This window comes from Pseudomonas sp. TE3644 (assembly GCF_056278815.1).
In genome coordinates this window covers 2,696,440-2,715,536 of record NZ_JBWBQF010000001.1, presented here as the reverse complement: position 1 = coordinate 2,715,536, position 19,097 = coordinate 2,696,440, and the positions used below count along the sequence as shown (strand labels likewise).

The 19,097-nt window shown below is 64.4% G+C and carries 15 protein-coding genes; 11 read left to right on the top strand and 4 right to left on the bottom strand.

From position 1 onward, the window contains the following. Window positions 1-3: 3 nt before the first annotated feature. From ACZ9GA_RS11975 to ACZ9GA_RS11950, 6 genes are read left to right on the top strand one after another with little or no spacing between them, the layout of a single operon-like run. Window positions 4-477: a type II secretion system protein gene (locus ACZ9GA_RS11975; RefSeq protein WP_027977909.1), complete on the top strand. Its 474-nt coding sequence runs from the start codon at window positions 4-6 to the stop codon at window positions 475-477. Between the two features lie 5 nt (window positions 478-482). Beyond that, a complete protein-coding gene (locus tag ACZ9GA_RS11970; protein ID WP_457362471.1) occupies window positions 483-857 on the top strand; it encodes a type II secretion system protein in 375 nt (124 codons plus the stop codon). Then, window positions 832-1,365: a type II secretion system protein gene (locus tag ACZ9GA_RS11965; RefSeq protein WP_457362472.1), complete on the top strand. Its 534-nt coding sequence runs from the start codon at window positions 832-834 to the stop codon at window positions 1,363-1,365. The genes ACZ9GA_RS11970 and ACZ9GA_RS11965 overlap by 26 nt, the downstream gene beginning before the upstream one ends. Next, window positions 1,362-1,754 carry a curli production assembly/transport protein CsgE gene (gene csgE, locus ACZ9GA_RS11960; RefSeq protein WP_457362473.1) on the top strand — a complete coding sequence of 131 codons (393 nt, stop codon included), beginning with the start codon at window positions 1,362-1,364 and terminating at the stop codon, window positions 1,752-1,754. Before ACZ9GA_RS11965 ends, csgE begins: the two co-directional genes overlap by 4 nt. Further along, window positions 1,751-2,158, top strand: coding sequence for a curli assembly protein CsgF (locus tag ACZ9GA_RS11955; RefSeq protein ID WP_457362474.1), 408 nt, complete (start codon window positions 1,751-1,753; stop codon window positions 2,156-2,158). The genes csgE and ACZ9GA_RS11955 overlap by 4 nt, the downstream gene beginning before the upstream one ends. 30 nt (window positions 2,159-2,188) lie before the next feature. Then, a complete protein-coding gene (locus ACZ9GA_RS11950) occupies window positions 2,189-3,046 on the top strand; it encodes a CsgG/HfaB family protein (protein ID WP_457362475.1) in 858 nt (285 codons plus the stop codon). 872 nt (window positions 3,047-3,918) lie between these two features. Here ACZ9GA_RS11950 and ACZ9GA_RS11945 read toward each other — a convergent pair. Genes ACZ9GA_RS11945 through ACZ9GA_RS11930 form a run of 4 tightly spaced genes read right to left on the bottom strand, consistent with a single transcriptional unit; the run spans window position 3,919 to window position 9,550 of the window. After that, a complete protein-coding gene (locus tag ACZ9GA_RS11945; protein ID WP_457362476.1) occupies window positions 3,919-5,367 on the bottom strand; it encodes a curlin in 1,449 nt (482 codons plus the stop codon). Window positions 5,368-5,398: 31 nt separating this feature from the next. Further along, on the bottom strand, window positions 5,399-5,860 hold the full coding sequence (locus ACZ9GA_RS11940) for a curlin (protein ID WP_457362477.1): 462 nt from the start codon (window positions 5,858-5,860) through the stop codon (window positions 5,399-5,401). A gap of 55 nt (window positions 5,861-5,915) precedes the next feature. After that, entirely contained in the window at window positions 5,916-8,168 is a 2,253-nt protein-coding gene (locus tag ACZ9GA_RS11935) for an Ig-like domain-containing protein (RefSeq protein WP_457362478.1), read from the bottom strand. Window positions 8,169-8,203: 35 nt separating this feature from the next. After that, window positions 8,204-9,550, bottom strand: a complete 1,347-nt coding sequence (locus ACZ9GA_RS11930; RefSeq protein WP_457362479.1) for a hypothetical protein — start codon at window positions 9,548-9,550, stop codon at window positions 8,204-8,206. Between the two features lie 248 nt (window positions 9,551-9,798). Here ACZ9GA_RS11930 and ACZ9GA_RS11925 point away from each other — a divergent pair, with 248 nt between their 5' ends. The 5 genes from ACZ9GA_RS11925 (at window position 9,799) to ACZ9GA_RS11905 (ending at window position 18,720) form a co-directional block, all read left to right on the top strand. Next, window positions 9,799-11,241: a sensor histidine kinase gene (locus ACZ9GA_RS11925; protein ID WP_457362480.1), complete on the top strand. Its 1,443-nt coding sequence runs from the start codon at window positions 9,799-9,801 to the stop codon at window positions 11,239-11,241. A gap of 619 nt (window positions 11,242-11,860) precedes the next feature. Beyond that, window positions 11,861-14,665, top strand: coding sequence for a multicopper oxidase domain-containing protein (locus ACZ9GA_RS11920; protein ID WP_457362481.1), 2,805 nt, complete (start codon window positions 11,861-11,863; stop codon window positions 14,663-14,665). Window positions 14,666-14,675: 10 nt separating this feature from the next. Continuing rightward, a complete protein-coding gene (locus ACZ9GA_RS11915; RefSeq protein ID WP_457362482.1) occupies window positions 14,676-15,758 on the top strand; it encodes an SCO family protein in 1,083 nt (360 codons plus the stop codon). 102 nt (window positions 15,759-15,860) lie between these two features. Beyond that, window positions 15,861-17,324: a sensor histidine kinase gene (locus tag ACZ9GA_RS11910; protein WP_457362483.1), complete on the top strand. Its 1,464-nt coding sequence runs from the start codon at window positions 15,861-15,863 to the stop codon at window positions 17,322-17,324. Beyond that, a complete protein-coding gene (locus ACZ9GA_RS11905; RefSeq protein WP_457362484.1) occupies window positions 17,293-18,720 on the top strand; it encodes a sigma-54-dependent transcriptional regulator in 1,428 nt (475 codons plus the stop codon). The genes ACZ9GA_RS11910 and ACZ9GA_RS11905 overlap by 32 nt, the downstream gene beginning before the upstream one ends. The last annotated feature ends 377 nt before the right edge of the window (window positions 18,721-19,097 follow it).

Genomic DNA, 19,097 nt, shown 5'->3' with positions numbered 1-19,097 from the left:
GTCATGAAGCGCGCAGCGGCCGGTTTTACCTTGATCGAAGTGGTGGTGACCCTCGCCCTGATCGGCCTGCTGGCCGGCATGGCGGCGCCGCTGACCGAGACGCTGGTGCGTCGCGGCAAGGAACAGGACCTCAAAAACGCCCTGTACCAGATCCGCGACGGCATCGACGCCTACAAGCGCGCTTATGACGCCGGCTACCTGGAGAAGACCCTGGATGGCAACGGCTACCCACGCAACCTGGAGATGCTGGTGGACGGGGTACGGGATGTGCGCAGCGCCAAGGGGGCCAAGTTCTACTTTTTGCGGCGCATCCCGCGTGACCCCTTTGCAACCAGCAAGCGCAACGACAACGGTGGCTGGGGCTTGCGCAGCTACGACAGCTCGGCCCAGAACCCGCGCGAGGGCGAGGACGTGTTCGACGTCTACTCCCTGGCACGGGGTACTGGCCTCAACGGCATCCCTTACCGGGAATGGTGAACCTTATGCGTCGGCAAACGGGTTTTACCCTGATTGAACTGATGGTGGTGATGGCGATCATCGCCACCTTGATGACCATCGCGCTGCCACGCTACTTCAACAGCCTGGAAGCGTCGAAGGAAACCACCCTGCGCCAGAGCCTGTCGTCGATGCGCGAGGCGCTGGACCATTACTACGGCGACACCGGGCACTACCCCGATTCGCTGGAGCAACTGGTGGAGCAGCGCTACCTGCGCAACGCGCCGGTGGACCCCATCACCGAGCGCAACGACCGCTGGGTGCTGGTGCCGCCACCGGCCGGCGTCAGCGGTGGCGTGGGTGATGTGAAAAGCGGGGCAGAAGGGAGGTCGCGCGATGGCAGTCCGTACGCTCAATGGTAAGGCCGCCAGTGCCGGGTTCACCTACCTGGGCGTGCTGGTGCTGATCGCGATCATGGGTGCCTCGCTGGCCAGTGCCTGCCAGCTGTGGTCGACCCTGGCGCGCCGCGAGCACGAGCGCGAGCTGGTGTGGGTGGGCACCCAGTACGCCGAGGCGCTGCGCAGCTACTACCGCGCATCGCCAGGGCTGGCCCAGTACCCCAAGGACCTGGCTGACCTGGTCCAGGACGCCCGCTTTCCCAGCCCACGGCACCACCTGCGTCGGCTGTACCCGGACCCGATGACCAACAGCGCCGACTGGGGCCTGTTGCGCGGCCTGGATAACCGCATCACCGGCGTGTACAGCGAGGCCCAGGAGCGGCCGCTCAAGCAGGTCGGCTTCCCGGCGCAATGGTCGGAGTTCGAAGGCATGGAGCATTACGCCGACTGGCAGTTCGTGGCCGAGAAAGCCACCGCCGACGGCAGCACCCAGCCGGCCGCGGCCAGCCCACTCAAGAGGCTGGCGCCATGAATCGCCTGAGCGCCGTGGCGCTGATGGTCCTGGCCTTGAATGGCGCTGCCCGTGGCGGCGAAGAGGACGAAATGATGGGTTTCGTGGTGGACAACGCCATTTCCCACGTGGGCCACGACTTTTACTACGCGTTCACCGAACGCTTGCGGGCCACCAGCCGCATGGATTTCAACCTGGTGGTGCGTGAACGCCCGGACCCACGGTGGGGCAGCCTTATTACCGTGGAATACCAACAACGCGTGATCTACCGGCGCTTCCTGCCGCCGAACACCGTGGAATTACAGGACACGGCCACCGAAGCCGCTGACCTGGTCAGGGCGCAGATCGTCCAGCGCAAGCTGGAAACCTTGCTGCAGGACACCACCGACCTCGAGAAGGACGAACTATGAACAATAAAACCCTCTCCGCCTGCGCCCTGGCCGTTGTCTTGGGGATCGGCACCGCTCACGCCACGGAACTGGTGTACACCCCGGTCAACCCTTCGTTCGGCGGCAACCCGTTGAACGGCACCTGGCTGCTCAACAACGCCCAGGCGCAGAACGATTTCGACGACCCGGACCTGAAAAAAACCACCACCACCGGTACCACCGCGCTGGAGCGCTTCACCAGCCAATTGCAGTCGCGGCTGCTGGGGCAGGTGCTGGACAACATCTCCACGGGCAACTCGGGCAGCCTTTCCACCGATGCCTTCATCGTCAATGTCATCGACAACGACGGGGCGTTGAGCATCAACGTCACTGACCGTGCCACCGGCGAAGTCTCGGAAATTCAGGTTAACGGCCTCTCCCAGTAAGGGACTTGGGCTACTTGGGGAGAATGTGCGATGAAAAAATTGATCCTGGCCGCGATGATCCTGGCCGCCCTGCAAGGTTGCGGCCTGCGCGAACCCATGTCCGCCGAGCAGGACAAAGACACCCCGACGCTGACACCGCGGGCCTCCACCTACTACGACCTGCTGAAAATGCCACGGCCCAAGGGCCGGCTAATGGCCGTGGTGTATGGCTTCCGCGACCAGACCGGGCAGTACAAACCCACCCCGGCCAGCTCGTTCTCCACCAGCGTGACCCAGGGCGCCGCCAGCATGCTGATGGACGCCATGCAGGCCAGCGGCTGGTTCGTGGTGCTGGAGCGTGAAGGGCTGCAGAACCTGCTGACCGAGCGCAAGATCATCCGCGCCTCGCAGAAAAAGGCCGATGCCCCGGTGAATATCGCCGGCGACCTGCCGGCCCTGCAGGCGGCCAACCTGATGCTGGAAGGCGGCATCATCGCCTACGACACCAACGTGCGCAGCGGCGGCGAGGGCGCCCGCTACCTGGGCATCGATATATCGCGTGAGTACCGGGTGGACCAGGTGACCGTCAACCTGCGGGCGGTGGACGTGCGCAGCGGCCAGGTGCTGGCCAACGTCATGACCACCAAGACCATCTACTCGGTGAGCCGTAGCGCCGGGATCTTCAAGTTCATCGAGTTCAAGAAGCTGCTGGAGGCCGAAGTGGGCTACACCACCAACGAACCGGCGCAGCTGTGCGTGTTGTCGGCGATCGAAGCGGCGGTCGGCCACCTGGTGGCCCAGGGCATCGAGCGCCACATGTGGACCGTCTCGGGTGACAACAGCGGCAATGGCAACGAAACCCTGGACCGCTACCTGAGCCAGAGCCGCCCGCAGGACACTGAAGAGTAAGCCAGACCTGTGGGACCTCCAGTCCCACAGGTGCATTCAAGTCATGCGCCAAAGGCTGCCAACGCCAATGCCCCAGGCCATCTGTGGGAGTGGGCTCTGCCCACGAAGCGCCGCGCGGGCGGCGCGCGATCTCAAGAACGCAGAAAATCCCAAGACCTGCACCAACGCCACGCCTGCATCGCGACTAAAGTCAGCTCCTACGCGGTCGGTGGTAGGAGCCGGCCTTGGCCGCGATGCAGACGCCGCGATATGCCCCCAACAAACACAACCCCCCGTAGCCGCTGCCGCCAGGCTGCGCTGGCCGGTGTGAACCCTGAAGATTTACAGCGAGGCACAGGCCCAGCGCAGCCTCACGGCATTGGCTACGGGGTTGCATCAAGGCTACCAGGTGCTCGTCGAGGTTTCTGTGGTGGTCTTGAGATCGAGCGCCGCCCGCGCGGCGCATCGCGGGTAAACCCGGCTCCTACATGTGGGACCGGGCTCTGCCCGGGAAGCGCCGCGCGGGCGGCGCTCGATCTCAAGAGCGCAGAAGATCCCAAGACATGCACCTGTAGCCGCTGCCGTTAGGCTGCGCTGGCCCTGTGCCTCGCTGAACATCTCCCGGGTTGACACCGGCCAGCGCAGCCTCACGGCAGCGGCTACGGGATTGCGTTGGGGCTACCAGGTGCCAGTCGAGGTTTCTGTGGTGGTCTTGAGATCGAGCGCCGCCCGCGCGGCGCTTCCCGAGCTTCGCTCGGTCCCACATTTGTTTCGGGCCAGCTTTGTCTGTGGCATCACCTGGTCCGCCTTGTTTGTCTGGCTTTGGATTGTGGTGCCGCGCCCATAAAAAAACCGCAGCCCTTGGGCTGCGGTTTTGTTTGCTGCCGCTTTCGTTAACGCTGCAACACCGTCGCGTTGTTCGCGCCACCATACTGCTGCACCACCGCGCTCTGCGACTGCCCGGCCTGGTCGACGTTCGCCATGTTCGCCGTGCCGCCCTGGGTCACGTACGCCACGTTCATGCTGTCGGCCTGTTTGATGGTGATCTGGTTGTCGCTGCCATACACCTGCGCGGTGTAGGCACGGTTGTTGTAGCCCGACTGGTCGAAGTTGGCGCTGTTGCCGTCGCCGCTCTGGGTGCCTTGCACCACGTTGTTTTCACCGCGCTGGTCAGAGATCAGGAGGTTGTCGCTGCCGTTCTGGTCAAAGTACAGCTCGTTGTAGCTGTCGGCCTGTTTGATGGTGGCCTGGTTGCCCTGGCCGCTCTGGTTGAGCTGGGTGGCCTGGCTGACACCGCCCTGGGTGAAGGTGGCGACGTTCTGGTTGCCGTTCTGGTTGATGGCGGCGCGTTGCCCGGTGCCGCTCTGGCCGCCCACGTGGCTGCCCTGATAGGGGTTGGCGTTGACGGTGTTGCCATTGCCCGTGGTGGCCACGGTCATGGTCTGGTTGGTGCCGGTCTGGTAGGTGTAGTGGGCGTTGTTATTGCCGCTCTGATACAGCGTCACCGCAGCATTGGTGGCGTTGGTCTGGTCGGCGTAGACGGTGTTGGTGTCACCCGATTGCAGCACCAGGGCGTTGTTGGTGTGGCCGTCGTACTGGTCGACGGTGGCGTCGTTGAGGCTGCCGTATTGCACCACATGGGCCTGGGTACCGCCGGTTTGCACGTCTTGCCACACGGTGGCGGCGTTCGAGTAACCGCCCTGGTCGATGGCCACGCTGCCACCAACGCCATCACCCTGTTCGCCGTAGGCGATGTGGCCGTCGCCGGTCTGGTTGATGGTGATGTGGCCATCTACCTGGCCCAGGTGCTCGGCGCGGGCGCTGTGGTTGTCGCCGTGCTGGTTGATCACGGCGTTGTTGTTGGTGCCGCCGAACACTTGCTGGATACGCGCGGTGTTGTAATTGCCGGCCTGCACGGTGGCTGCCTGACTGCCCACCTGGGTGTCCTGATACACCTGCGAGTAGTTGCCGTTGCCGTTCTGTTGCTGCAGACCATAGTTGCCCTGGCCGCTGGACTGGCTGGCGTCGACGGTGTTGTCGTTGCCGGTCTGCTGCTGCAGCAGGTGGCTGGCGCTTTCATCGATCTGTTCGGTGTAGGCGCTGTTGTAGTCGCCGTCCTGATTGAGTTGCATCAGGCTGTCGGTACCCATCTGGAAGGCACTGGCGGAGTTGCCCTGGCCTTTCTGCACTTGTTCGGCGCGGGCCTGGGCGGCCTGTTGCTGCTCAACGGCGGCGATGTTGCCGTTGCCGTTCTGGCTCTGGCTGGAAACGCTGTTGCTGGCCATGGCCTGGGCGCAGCCAAATACCAGGATTGCAGCGGCGAGAGGTTTGAGAATAAACATGGGTGTAGCCTCCTAGGGACTTAAGTGTCTTTCAGCGGTACTGCTTGACGGAAACGCTCATACCGTTGCCTGACTGCGTCACGGCGCTTTGCAGCCCCGTACCGGCTTGATCGATGCTCGCGTTGTTGTTATTGCCGTTCTGGTCGATCTGCGCGCGGTTACTGCTGCCGCGCTGACTGATGCTGGCGTTGTTGCCTGAACCTTGTTGCGTGATGGACGCCATGAGGTCGTTGCCCTGTTGCAGGATGTAGGCCTCCTGGTTGCTGCCCTGTTGCACGATGTTGCCCAACAGCGACTGACCGCTTTGCTGCAGGTGCGCCTCGTTGGCCTGGCCTTGCTGGTTGATCAGCGCATGCTGGCCCACCGGCGGCGGCAGTTCGCCCAGGTCGCTGGACGGCGCCAGGTCGGCGTTGTCCATCAGGTCGTCGGCCAGGCAAGTGGCCGCCTGGGCGGCGGCCAACAGGCACAGCAAGGCAGCAATCGGCAGGCGCATGGGCAACTCCTGGGTTGGGGTGGCCCGCCGGCCAGGTGGCCGGCGGGTACACGGGTTACAGCGTGGTGATGTTCACCGTACGCACCGTGCCTTGCGAGCTGCGGATGGTGGCGGTGGGGTTGGCGGACGGCGCCACGGTGCTGTTGTTGACGGTCAGGCGCCAGCGGCCGGTGGCCGGTACCGTGGTGGTGCCCAGGGTGACCAGGCCGGTCGGGGTGGTGACCTGCACGGTGATGGTGTTGCCCGTGACCACCGACGAAGTACCGGCGAAGTCCCAGACGAAGCGGTTGCCCGATTTCGCCTGCACGGTGGAGGTGGTGACCGTGAAGGTCTCCGCCGCCGGCCGTGGCGACACCTGCACCGTGACCGTCGCCGACGGCGACAGGGCGCCGAAGCTGTCCCGTGCCACGTAGGTGAAGGTGGTGGTGAAGGCCGCAGTCACCGTGGCCGGTGGGGTGTAGGTGACCTGGTTGCCGTTGTTGGTCACCGTGCCGCGCCCGGCAGGCGGTTGCGTGACGCTGGCCACGGCCAGGGGCACGTTGCCTTCAGGGTCGGTGTCGTTGGCCAGCACGTTGATCACCAGCGGTACGCCCAGGGTGGCGCCGGTGTCCGCGTTGGCCACCGGTGGCCGGTTGGGCGCCACGTTGACGGTCACCGTGGCCGGGGTCGAGGCCAGGCCTTTGCTGTCCTGGGCCATGTAGGTGAAGGTCGCGGCGATGGGCGCGTTGACCACGGCCGGTGGGGTGTAGGTGACCTGAGTAGTACCGTTGAGTACCACTGTGCCTTGGCCGGCGGCCGGCTGAGTCAGCCCGGTGACGACCAGCGGCGTGTTGCCATCCGGGTCGCTGTCGTTGGCCAGCACATTGAGGGTGATCGGCACGCCGAACCCGGTGGAGGCGGTGTCGGCCACGGCAACCGGTGGCTGGTTCTCCCCGGTATTGGGGGCATTGCCCACCACCTTGACCCACTCGGTGTCGCCGCCGCCGGCCGCGGACTTGACGGTGACGCTGGCGGGCGGTTGAGCCAGGTCGGTCACGGTCAGGCGCTGCAGGGTACCGTTCTTGGACAAGCGGCCGAAGCCGTTGGCGACCATGTCGGGCACGTTCACCTCGTCGGTGGACGTGGCCTCGATCAGCAGGGTCTTGGTGGCCCAGGTGTAGGTCGCGGTCTGGATCTTGACCAGGTCGGTGAGTTTGCTCGAGGTGGAGGTAGGCCGCGTGGTGCCGGCCGCATTGCTGGCGGTGATCACCACCACCGACGGCAGCGCGGCGTTGCCGGTGATCAGGTGCTGGCCAAAGAACAGCCCGCTGTTGTCACCCACCATCGGGGTCTGGCACGGCGAGGCCGGGGTGCCGGGCACCAGCGCCAGGGTTTCGCGGAAGCACAGGGTGGAGCTGTTGGGCGAGCTGGCGAACACTTCCACGCGGGTGCTGGGGGTGCCGCCATTGCTGGTACGCCGGTAAGTGACGCGACGGCTGTCCACGGCCGTCTGGACGCGCGGGTCGTAGATCTTGCCGCTCAGGGTGAACAGGTTGGTCTCGATGGTGCCTGCCGGCCCGCTGATGCGCACGAAGTTGGTGTTGTTGGGGCTGCCGGTCACCGGCTCGGTCAGGTTGGGGTCGCCAATGTAGGTTTCGCTGGCGCCGGTCTCGGGGTTTACCTCCACGTAGGGGCCGTTGACGCTGCGCAGGAACGGCCCGATGGCGCCGTTGAGCGCGCCACTGAAGTTGCCAGGCGCACCCACGCCGATGTCACGGGTGACGTTGATGGCGCGGCGGCCGGGGGCGGTCACGGTGAAGGTTTCCACGCCGTAGGGGTGGGTGACGGTGTAGGTACCCGCTACCGGCACGTTGATGCGCATGCGGATACGGGCAAAGCTGATCTGCTGGCCTTCGGTGGGTTCTTCCACGGTGAAGGCCGCTTCAATGCCGGCCACGTAGGCTTCCAGCTCGTAGCCGCTGTTGCCCACCGCCGGGATGGTGGTCTCGGCCAGGGTCCAGAACGCCTCGGGTGGCCAGTTGTCGGGAAACACGATGGGCAGGGTGTCATCGAAGATGCCCGGCTCGGGCAGGATGGTGCACATGTAGGACGGTGCGCCGACCGCGCCTGGCACCCGCGAGCTGACAGCCTTGGACTGGCACAGCTCCAGTTGCAGGTGGTTGGCGTCTTCATACCAGGCCGGGTAGTGGCCGGTGGCGGCGGTGTAGGGGCCGGTGTCGTAGGCGGGCAGCACAGCGCTGGCCGCGCCCGACAGGGTCATGAGGGTCATCGCCAGGGCGCTGAGGGCCAGGCTTGGGGGTTTGTTCATGGTGCCTCCTGAAGCGAATCTGGGCCTGTGGGCGTTCATTGCACGATGACCACTTCTTCAAGGTCGGTGCCGCCGTTGGACGACGTCACCCGCACCTTGGCCGGTGGTATGGGCGTGATGCTGGTGGCCAGGGTCTTGACGGCCCCGTCGCCGCCCAGCGCGCCGATGGCGGCGCCGCCTTCGGTGGTGGCGGTCAGCACCGGCGGCGAGGTCTCGTCACTGGTGGACGCAATCACGGTCAGTTGGCCGGTGGCCAGGCTGTATTCGGCGCGCTGGATGATCACAAGGTCGGTCAGCGGCATGCCCAGGGTGGTGGGGGTGCTGCTGGCGATGGCCAGGTGGTTGTCGGCGGTCAGTTGCAGCGTGGCGGGCAATGACGGGTTGCTGGACGACTGGCCGTACCAGTTGCCGGTGGACGTGGTTTCACCCAGGGCCAGGGGCGGGGTGTTGCTGTCCAGGGTCACGGTGCCGGGTGCCGGTGGCGCCTGCACGAACACGTCCTGCTGGGCAATCGGTGCACTGGTGCCGGCGCGGCGCGAGTAGGTGCCGCGCTGGGTGATCAGCGGGGTGGGGCGAACCACCGTCGACAGCTTGCCGGAGAGGGCGAACAGGGTGGTACGCAGGTCGATGCCGCCCGGGCCTTCGATGCGCACGAAGTTGGTGTTGAACGGGCTGCCGGTGGCGGCCTCGGTCAGGTTGGGGTCACCGATGAAGCGCTCGGCGGTACCGGTCTGCGGGTTGGTCTCGGTGTACGGGCCGTTGACGCTGCGCAGGAACGGGCCCACGTCGCCGACCAGCGCGCCGGTGTAGTCCTTGGGCGTGGTGATGCCGATGTCGCGGGTCATGTTGATGGCCCGGCGGCCCGGCGTGGTCACGGTGAACGCTTCGACGCCGTAGGGGTGGGTGATGATGTAGGTGCCGGCAGTGGGCACATCGACACGGATGCGGATGCGCGCAAAGCTGGTCTGGTCACCGTCCACCGGCAGCTCTTCGCTGAACGCGGCCTCGATCGCCGCGCCGTAGCTCAGGTTGACGCCGCGGGCGGCGTCCACCACGGTGGCATCGGCGGTGAACCAGAACGCCTCGTCGGGGAAGTTGGTGGGGAAGACCACCGGCTGCGCATCGTCGAATACCCCGGGTGTGGGCAACAGCGAGCACATGTACGACGGGGCGCCGGGTGTACCGGCTACCCGCGAGCTCACGGCCTTGGACAGGCACAGGTCAAGGGTGCGGCCGTGGGTGTCCTGGTACCAGGCGGCGAAGAAACCGTTGGCAGCCTGGTAGGGCCCCCGGTCCACTTCGAACAGCGCCGCCCGGGCCACGCCCTGGGCCAGGCAAGTCACCACCAGAACGGTGGCAGTTTTGGCAAGTAAAGGGTGCATTGGTTTTCTCCCTCTGGCAAAGGCCCTGCCCCTGCAGGGGGATGGGTCAGTTGCAGGGGGCGAGCGCAACTTGTGTGCCAGACAGGTTAAAACCTGCGGGCCAGAGCCTCGCGTGGCGGATTGCCGGGGAGTGGGGCATGGCGGGGCTGGGGTGTTTCCCCCATTTGTGGGGGGGCTTGGCACATTGCCCACTCGTTTTCCCGGAGGTGGGCTATACCCTTAGGGACGGGTAGGGGAACCACACATCCATGAAATGGCCACTTCAACGCCAGCGCGACGTGCCGCCCGACCGCACGCCGCCCCTGAGAACCTTCAACCTGCTGCGCTCGTTCTCCGTCACCAGCATGGCGATCATTGCCCTGGTGGCCCTGGGGCTGGGCGCGGTATCGACGCGCTTTGTGATCGGCCAGAGCGTGGAACGCGACGCCTTGCTGACCGCGCAATTCGTGCAGTCGGTCGCCGCCACTGAAGTGCGCCACATGAACATCGACAAGGTGCCGCCCATGGGCGAGCTGCTGGACCCGCGCCAGGACGGCAAGTACCCCGGCATTGCCCCGGGCCTGCGGGAGAAAGTGCGCGGCGAGTTTTTCGACCACGTGGCGCAGTTGCCCGACGTGCTGCTGGTGAACATCTATGCCCCGGACCACAAGGTGATCTGGTCCACCAACCCGCAGCTCAGTGGCAAATACATCCTGGATGACGAGGACCTGGACCGGGCGTTCGAAGAGAAAATCCCGGTGTCCAGCAGCTACCACAACCTGGACGATGCCCGCGAGGAGCAGAAATTCGTCAAACCGCCCGCGTTCATTTTCATCGAGAACTACGTGCCGCTGTTCAACGCCAGCGGCGATCAGGTGATGGCCATGGTAGAAATCTACAAGGAGCCCAAGGACCTGATCGCCCGCATGGAGCGCGGCTTGCTGCTGATCTGGATAGCCACGGTGTTCGGCGGTGCGCTGATTTACCTGGGGCTGTACTGGATCGTGCGGCGCGCGGCGATGCTGCTGGCCCTGCAGCAGCAGAAACTGGTGACCAACGAAACCTACGTGGCCCTGGGGGAAATGTCCTCGGCGGTGGCCCACAGCCTGCGCAACCCGCTGGCCACCATCCGTTCCAGCGCCGAGCTGGCCATGGAGTTCGACAGCGGGGCGGCGCACAAGAACATCGGCGATATCATCAGCCAGGTAGACCGCATGTCCACCTGGGTGCGTGACCTGCTGTCCTCCCTGCGCCCGCTCAACGATGACCCGGAACCGGTGAACCTGGTGGCCTGCGTGCACGACAGCCTGCTGGCGTTCGAACAGCAGATCGCCCGCGCCCAGGCCCGCGTGGTGTTCCACAGCCAGCACACGCCCATGGTACTGAGCCAGCAGGTGCAGCTGACGCAGATCCTCAACAGCCTGGTGGCCAACGCCCTGGAAGCCATGGGCAAGGGCGGCACCTTGACCATTGTGCTGACCTGCGACGACAACCGCTCGGCCTGCCTGAGCGTGACGGACACCGGCAAGGGCATGTCGGAGGAACAGCGCAGCATGGCCTTCCGCCCGTTTTTCACCACCAAACAGGGTGGGTTGGGGGTGGGGTTGGTGCTGGTGAAGCGGATCATGGAGCGGTTTGGGGGGAGGGTGGAGTTGCAGAGTGTGGAGGGGCAGGGGACGTGTGTGAGTCTGGTGTTTTGTTTGGTGGGGTAATCACCAGTCTCAAGCCAGGCAAACAGGGCGGACAAGGTGATGCCACAGACAAAATTGGCCCGAAACAGACGGTAGGAGCAGGCCTTGGCCGCGATGCGCCGCGCGGGCGGCGCGCGATCTCAAGAACACTGCAAAAACATCAACATGCCCCTCCAACAAACACCGCCGCCCCGTAGCCGCTGCCGCCAGGCTGCGCTTGCCCTAAGCCCCACTCAAGATCCCCAGGGTTGACGCCGGCCAGCGCAGCCTGGCGGCAGCGGCTACGGATTGCGGTGGGGCTGGGGGGCCTGTCTTGGGGCCTTGTGGCGTTCTTGAGATCGCGCGCCGCCCGCGCGGCGCATCGCGGCCAAGGCCGGCTCCTACAGTTTGTTTCGGGCCAGTTTTGTCTGTGGCATCACCTGGTCCGCCTTGTTTGTCTGGCATGAGAATGAGGGGGCTGCACCCAAAAAACCGGGTATGAACTTTCCCCGCAAGCGGGTGTCATTCCCCAGTCACCCCACCTCCCGGTTACCCCTCAGCACTGGTAACCTCATGTTTCAAAGGCTTTTGCACGGTTCGCTAAAAACTGGCCGACTAATTGCTCAGGTGTCATCACCCCTTTCCTGTGAGGCGGATGACAATGAACAAGAAACAATGGCTTTCATACCGAAGGATCGCCCGGCTGACTCCCTTGAGCGTCGCCCTGGCCATGGCCGTGACTTGTCACGGCACCTGGGCCAGCCCGATCGACGATGAGAGCCAGCCGCCCAGCTACGACAGTTCTGCCTATCAGGACGAGCCGGCGGACGAGACCACCGCACTCAACGCGATCCTGACCGCCCCCGAGGCGAACGAAGATTCGCTGGACCTGCCCGATGCCGTCAAAGGCAGCAAGGCCACCACGCGCATCGAGAACGTGCTGCCGCCGGCGGCGCAGACCAGCTTCAATTACCCCACCAACGGCAAACCCAGCCCGTTGTATGGGGCGCTGCCGTTTACCCAGCAGTTGACCCTGTTCGAAGAGTTCGGCCCGGAAAAACTGGACCCCACCACGCCCGCTGCACCGCTGCCGTTCCCGGCCCCGGTGAAAGGCCCGGCGCCGCAGCAGGACCCGCTCAGCGACGCCCGCAGCGGCCCGCCCAGCGCGGCGCTGGACGCCTTCCTGAAGCAACCGGGGCTCACGCCATTCCCCAGCCAGGTGTCCAACACCGTGGACCGCAACCCCTGGCAGACCCAGATCGAAATTTTCCTCAACCGTCACATCGGCTCCTCGGCCGAGGGGCGGCCACCAGGAAAGGGCTGGTCGCACCAGCGCTGGAACGAGTTCTACCCGCAAAACGCCTACAAGACGGTGCAAACCGGCGCGCGCGTCAATGGCGGGCTGCGTGACAGCAAGCAGCGTCACGGCTATCAGGTGGGCGAGTTCGGCCCCGGTGGCCTGTACCACAACGTGGCAGGTGTCCCGGCCACCGACGGTACCGCCAAGGGCGTGGACGCGCGCTTCCACCCCAATATGCCGGTGCAGAACCACAACTCGGTGTGGACCTTCGACGGCACCTTGCCGCCCAAGCTGCTGATGGTGCGCTACGGCCAGCCGGTGCTGATGCGTCACTACAACGGTTTGCCCATCGACCCGTCGGCCAACAAGGGTTTCGGCCTGCACACCATCAGTACCCACGAGCACAACGGTCATGCCCCGGCCGAAAGCGACGGTTACGCCAACGCCTTCTTCTTCCCGGGTCAGTATTACGACTATCGCTGGCCGATCCAGCTGGCCGGGTACGACACCCTCAACACCAACGCCCAGGACCCGCGCGCCGCGTTCCCGTGCTCGCCAGGCGAAACCCTGTGGGTCAACGACGCCACCCCGGGCCTGAAAACCTGCAACAACGGCACCATCAAGATCCGCGGTGACTGGCGCGAAACCATGAGCACCCACTGGTTCCACGACCATATGCTCGATTTCACCGCCCAGAACGTCTACAAGGGCAACGCGGCGATGATGAACTACTACAGCGCCCTGGACCGCGGCAACGAGGCGGTGGACGACGGCGTCAACCTGCGTTTCCCCAGCGGCAGCGGCCTGCCGTGGGGCAACCGCGACTATGACGTCAACCTGGTGATTGCCGACAAGGCCTGGGATCAGGAAGGCCAGCTGTGGTTCAACCCCTTCAACACCGACGGCTTCCTGGGTGACCAGCCCATGGTCAACTGGCAGTGGAAACCGGTGCTGGACGTGCGCGCCCGCAGCTACCGCTTCCGCATCCTCAACGGCTCGGTGTCGCGCTACTTCAAGCTGGCGCTGGTGCGCGAAATCAAAGGCACCAGCGGTGAGTTCCAGGGGCCCAAGGGCTCGGGGCTGTCCTATGCCCGGGTACCGTTCCACATGATCGCCAACGACGGCAACATCATGGAACACACCGTGCCCTTCGACGGCACCATGGACCTGGACGCCGACGGCGACAAACAGAACCACAACGCCATCCTGCCGACCCAGGGCATCGCCGAACGCTTCGACATCATCGTCAACTTCTCGAAAAACGGGGTCAAAGCCGGGGACAAAGTGTTCCTGGTGAACATGCAGGCCCACGACGACGGCAAAGGCCCCAAAGAGGTCATCCCGCTGGCCGACATCCTGTCGGAGAAATACCTGCCGGTGATCAAGCAAAGCAGCAAGGGCCCGCAGTGGGACAAGGGCGACCCCGTGGTCGGCAAGATCATGCAAATGAACGTCAAGGCCTACACCGGCCAGGACCTGGCCATGGACCCGTCGCTGTATGAACCAGCCAAACCGGGCAAGGCCGAAGGCCGCGTCATGATCCCGCTCAAAATCCACCGGGACAACGCTGCCGACAAGCTGATCCTGGCCAAGGCGCGCCACCGCACCTTCATCTTCGGCCGCTCGGACGGCACTGATGAAGCGCCCTGGACGGTCAAGACCGATGGCGGCTTCGGCTACCACATGGACCCACGCCGGCTGAACGCCTCCACGCAACTGGCCAACGGCCCCACCGATGCAGGCTATGGCGGCATCGGCACTCTGGAAGTGTGGAACATCAAGGCCGGCGGCAAAGGCTGGAGCCACCCGGTACACGTGCACTTCGAGGAAGGCATCATCCTCAGCCGCGGCGGCAAGGCACCGCCTGAGTGGGAAAAATGGGCGCGCAAGGACGTCTACCGCATCGGCTCGGAAGCGGACGGCCTGGACACCGTGGAAATGGCGATCAACTTCCGCGAGTTCGCCGGGACCTACATGGAGCACTGCCACAACACCCAGCATGAAGACAACTCGATGCTGCTGCGCTGGGACCTGGAGAAACCCGGGCAACTGCAGCTGATGCCCACCCCGCTGCCCAGCTGGGATGGCGTGCGCTACGTGAACTCTGCCGCACTGCCTACCTTCCGCAGCGGCGACGGCTTCGGCCCGCAAGTCAACGTCAAATAAGGAGACGGCCATGAGCAAGCACGACACCCGCGACAGCGCCTTGGGGCTGCATTGGATACTGATGCTGGTGACGTGCCTGCTGGCCTGCCAGGTACTGCGCGCCCACGAACTGGTGGTGGCGCCGGCACCCGAGCCGCAAGGCTCCGCCACCCCCTGGGGCGGCGATTACTTCCCCAACACCGCGCTGACCAACCAGGACGGCCAGCCGGTGCACTTTTTCGACGACCTGATCAAAGGCAAGGTGGTGGTGATCAACTTCATCTTCACCACCTGCACCGACTCCTGCCCGCTGGAAACCGCGCGGCTGCGCCAGGTGCAGAAGCTGTTGGGCGATCGGGTCGGCAAGGACGTGTTCTTCTACTCCATCACCATTGACCCGGAGCACGACACGCCCGCGGCACTCAAGCATTACATGGACAAATTCAAAGTAGGCCCCGGCTGGCAGTTCCTTACCGGCAACAAGCAGGACATCACCGAACTGCGGCAGAAACTGGGCCTGTTCATCGAAGGCGTGGATAACGGCCGCACCAAGGATCACAACCTGAGCCTGATCGTGGGCAATCAGAGCAGCGGTCGCTGGATGAAGGCCTCGCCCTTCGAGAACCCATGGATTCTGGCCGACCAGTTGGCCAACACCCTGCAGAACTGGAAAACCGCCAGCACCGAGCAGAGCTACGCCAACGCCCCGGAAATTCGCCCACCCAGCAACGGCGAAGAGTTGTTCCGCACCCGCTGCGCCTCGTGTCACAGCCTGGGGCCCATGGACGGGCAGGGCCTGGGCTTGCGCAGCATCGGCCCCGACCTGATTGGCGTGACCCGCAACCGCGACCCACAGTGGCTGCAACGCTGGCTGAAGGAACCGGACCGCATGCTGGCCGAAAAAGACCCGTTGGCCGTTCAGCTTTACCAGCAATACGACAGCATCCCCATGCCCAATCTGCGCCTGGACGACGTGTCGGTGAAGTCTATTCTGGAGTATCTCGACAGTGAGACCAACCGCCAGAAACCGCTGCCGGCGCCCGTTGCAGACGCGGATACAGGGCACACCAGGCACGCTGATCACGCGCAACACGACATGGCAAATATGCAATAGAGGCAAATTACTATCATGGGTAGCCCCGTCATAGCCAATCATCAGTGGCACAGGTGCTGGCGGGTCTATATCTTCAAGCAACAGCAGCCAGGAAACCCTGACATGCAGACCATCAACCCTTCGGCCACAGGCACTCGCGTGGGCAGTTTCAACCTGCTGCGCTGGTTCTCGCTGGCCAGCCTGCTGATCATCGGTGCCGTGGCGCTGGGGTTGGGGTACGTGTCGACGCGCTTTGTGGTGGATCAGAGCGTGGAGCGCGACGCGCTGCTGACTGCGCAGTTCATCCAGTCCATCGGCGAGGCCGAGCTGCGCCATGCGCATATTCCGGTCAGCCTGACCATTGGCGATGTGCTGGACGCCCAGGACCACCCGAACCTGCCGGGCTTCAGCGCCGACGCTCAGAATTCGGCCCGTGCCGAATTCCTGGACCATCTGTCACAGCTCCCGGACCTGCTGCTGGCCAGCGTCTACGGTTTGAATCGCCAGGTCATCTGGTCCACCAACCCGCAACTGATCGGCGCGCGCATCGATGACGACGACGAGCTCGACGAAGCGTTCGAGATGAAAGTGCCGGTGGCCGCCAGCTACCACCGTATCGCCGAGGAGCGCCCGGAGCAGAAGCTGCTGCGCGAACCCGAATACCTGTTCATTGAAAACTACATCCCGCTGTTCAACGCCGACCGCAGCAAAGTGGTGGCCATGGTCGAGATCTACAAGGAGCCGGCGGACCTGGTGGCCCGCATCCGCCTGGGCTACCTGATGATCTGGCTGGCCACCCTGTTCGGCGGCGCGCTGATCTACGGCGGCCTGTACTGGATTGTGCGGCGTGCCGCGATCCTGCTGCGTACCCAGGAGCGGCAACTGGTGGCCAATGAGACCTTCGTGGCCCTGGGCGAGATGTCCTCGGCGGTGGCCCACAGCCTGCGCAACCCGCTGGCCACCATCCGCTCCAGCGCCGAGCTGGCGCAGGAAGTGGCCAGCGAGGATTCGCAGAAGAATATTGCCGACATCATTGGCCAGGTTGACCGTATGTCGAGGTGGGTACGGGAGTTGCTTGTATCCCTCAAGCCCATGAGCACCGACAAGGAAGCGGTGGACCTGACCGAGGCCATTGAGCTGGCGTGCAAACAGCACGACAGCATGATCCGTCGCTGTGGCGTGCAGTTGAACTGGTCGCCGCGCGGCTACCCGAAGGTGGTGAGCCACCCGGTACAGCTGATGCAGATTTTAAACAGCTTGTTTACCAACGCGCTGGAGGCCATGCCCAACGGCGGCATTTTGACCATCGAGGTTCAGGAACTGCCCGGTGGGCGCCAGACCATGACGGTAGCCGACACCGGTAAAGGCATGACCCGGCAACAGGAACGCATGGTGTTCAAACCGTTTTTCACCACCAAGCAAGGTGGGCTGGGCGTGGGGTTGTCGCTGGTCAAACGGATAATGGAACGCTTCGAGGGCTCGGTCGACCTGACCAGTCAGGAGCAGGAAGGAACCCGTGTAAGTCTCAATTTCAGAGTGGCAGCGGGAGGGGAATATGGAGCACAGCATACTGCTGGTCGAGGATGATGAAATCCTGGCGCAGAACATTCAGACCTATCTGGAGCGCAAGGGCTTCGAGGTCACTGTCTGCCACAGCGCCGAGGATGCGCTGGAGCAATTGCGCACCTTCCAGCCCGACGCCGTGTTGACCGACAACTCGCTGCCGGGCCTGAGCGGCCATGACCTGATCCAGAAGCTGCGCATCAGCGCGCCGGATCTGAAGGTGATCATGATGACCGGCTACGGCAACATCGAGGACGCGGTGGTGGCCATGAAGGAGGGCGCGTTTCACTACGTGACCAAGCCGGTGGCCCTGCCCGAGCTCAAGCTGCTGCTGGACAAGGCCCTGGCCACCGACCGCATGGAACGTACGCTGTCGTTCTACCAGGACCGCGATGCGCAGAATTCCGGGATTCAGGCGCTGATTGGCGAATCCGCGCCCATGGTCAGCATGAAAGGCACCCTCAAGCAGCTGCTGGACGCGGAGCGGCGCATGCCTAACAACGACCTGCCACCGGTGCTGGTCGAAGGCGAGACGGGCACGGGCAAGGAGTTGGTGGCGCGCGCCCTGCATTTCGACGGGCCGCGGGCCAAGGGGCCGTTCATCGAGTTCAACTGTGCGTCCATTCCGTCCAACCTGCTGGAATCGGAGCTGTTCGGCCACGAGAAAGGCGCGTTCACCGACGCCAAGGACCGCCGCCTGGGCTTGGTGGAGGCGGCGGACGGCGGCACGCTGTTCCTGGACGAGGTAGGCGAGATGGACCTGCTGCTGCAGGCCAAGCTGCTCAAGCTGCTGGAAGACCGCACCATTCGCCGTGTGGGTTCGGTGAAGGAGCGCAAGGTGGACTTGCGCATCATCAGCGCCACCAACTGCAACCTGGAGCAGATGGTGCAGCAGGGCAAGTTCCGCCGCGACCTGTTTTTCCGCCTGCGCATTATCTCCATCAAGGTGCCGCGCCTGTTCAGCCGCGGTAATGACATCCTGCTGCTGGCGCGCCACTTCCTGGCGTCCCACGGCAAGCGCTACGGCAAGCCGAACCTGTATTTCAGCGACCAGGCCCAGGAGCTGCTGCTCAGTTACAGCTGGCCAGGCAACGTGCGTGAGCTGCGCAACATGCTCGAGCAGACGGTATTGCTGGCGCCCAGTGACTGCGTGGGGGCCAGCCAGTTGAACGTGTGCCACAGCCTGGTGGACAGCCCGGTGATGCCCGTTCAGGAAGAGGCCAGTGAGCCGCGCCCGGTTTTCGAGGACAACACCAACATGACCCTGCCGGCGGTTGAGCGCGACATGGTGCGCAAGGTGCTGGACAAGACCGACTGGAACGTCACCAAGTCAGCCCGCCTGCTGGGCCTGAGTCGCGACATGCTGCGTTACCGTATCGAGAAACTTGGCCTGATGCGCCCTGACAAACGTCAGTGGTAGCGCCTTGACGCGGGGGGTCGCCCAGGCAACTGGGGTCTGGCACCCGCGTATCCACGTATACCCCAAGCCTTGGATCGTAGACGCGCGCCACCACTTCGGCGCGCTCTGCGATGGCGGGCAGCTGCGAGTCGTAAAAGCGATGGGGGTATTCCACCACCACGAAAGGCTGGGGCGGATTGTCGATGTAGGGCTGCGGCGGCGTGGAGTAAATCGTGGGGTAATAGGTTTGCGCCATGGCCAGCGGCGACAGCAGGCAGCAGGCAAGGCAAAGCAGGCGAATCGGCATGTTCATGTCGGCACCGGTGCGTGAACCCCCGTACAACCCCAAGGTAGTCACTATAGCACCCCGCAACCCACCACCGATCCGTAGCCGCTGC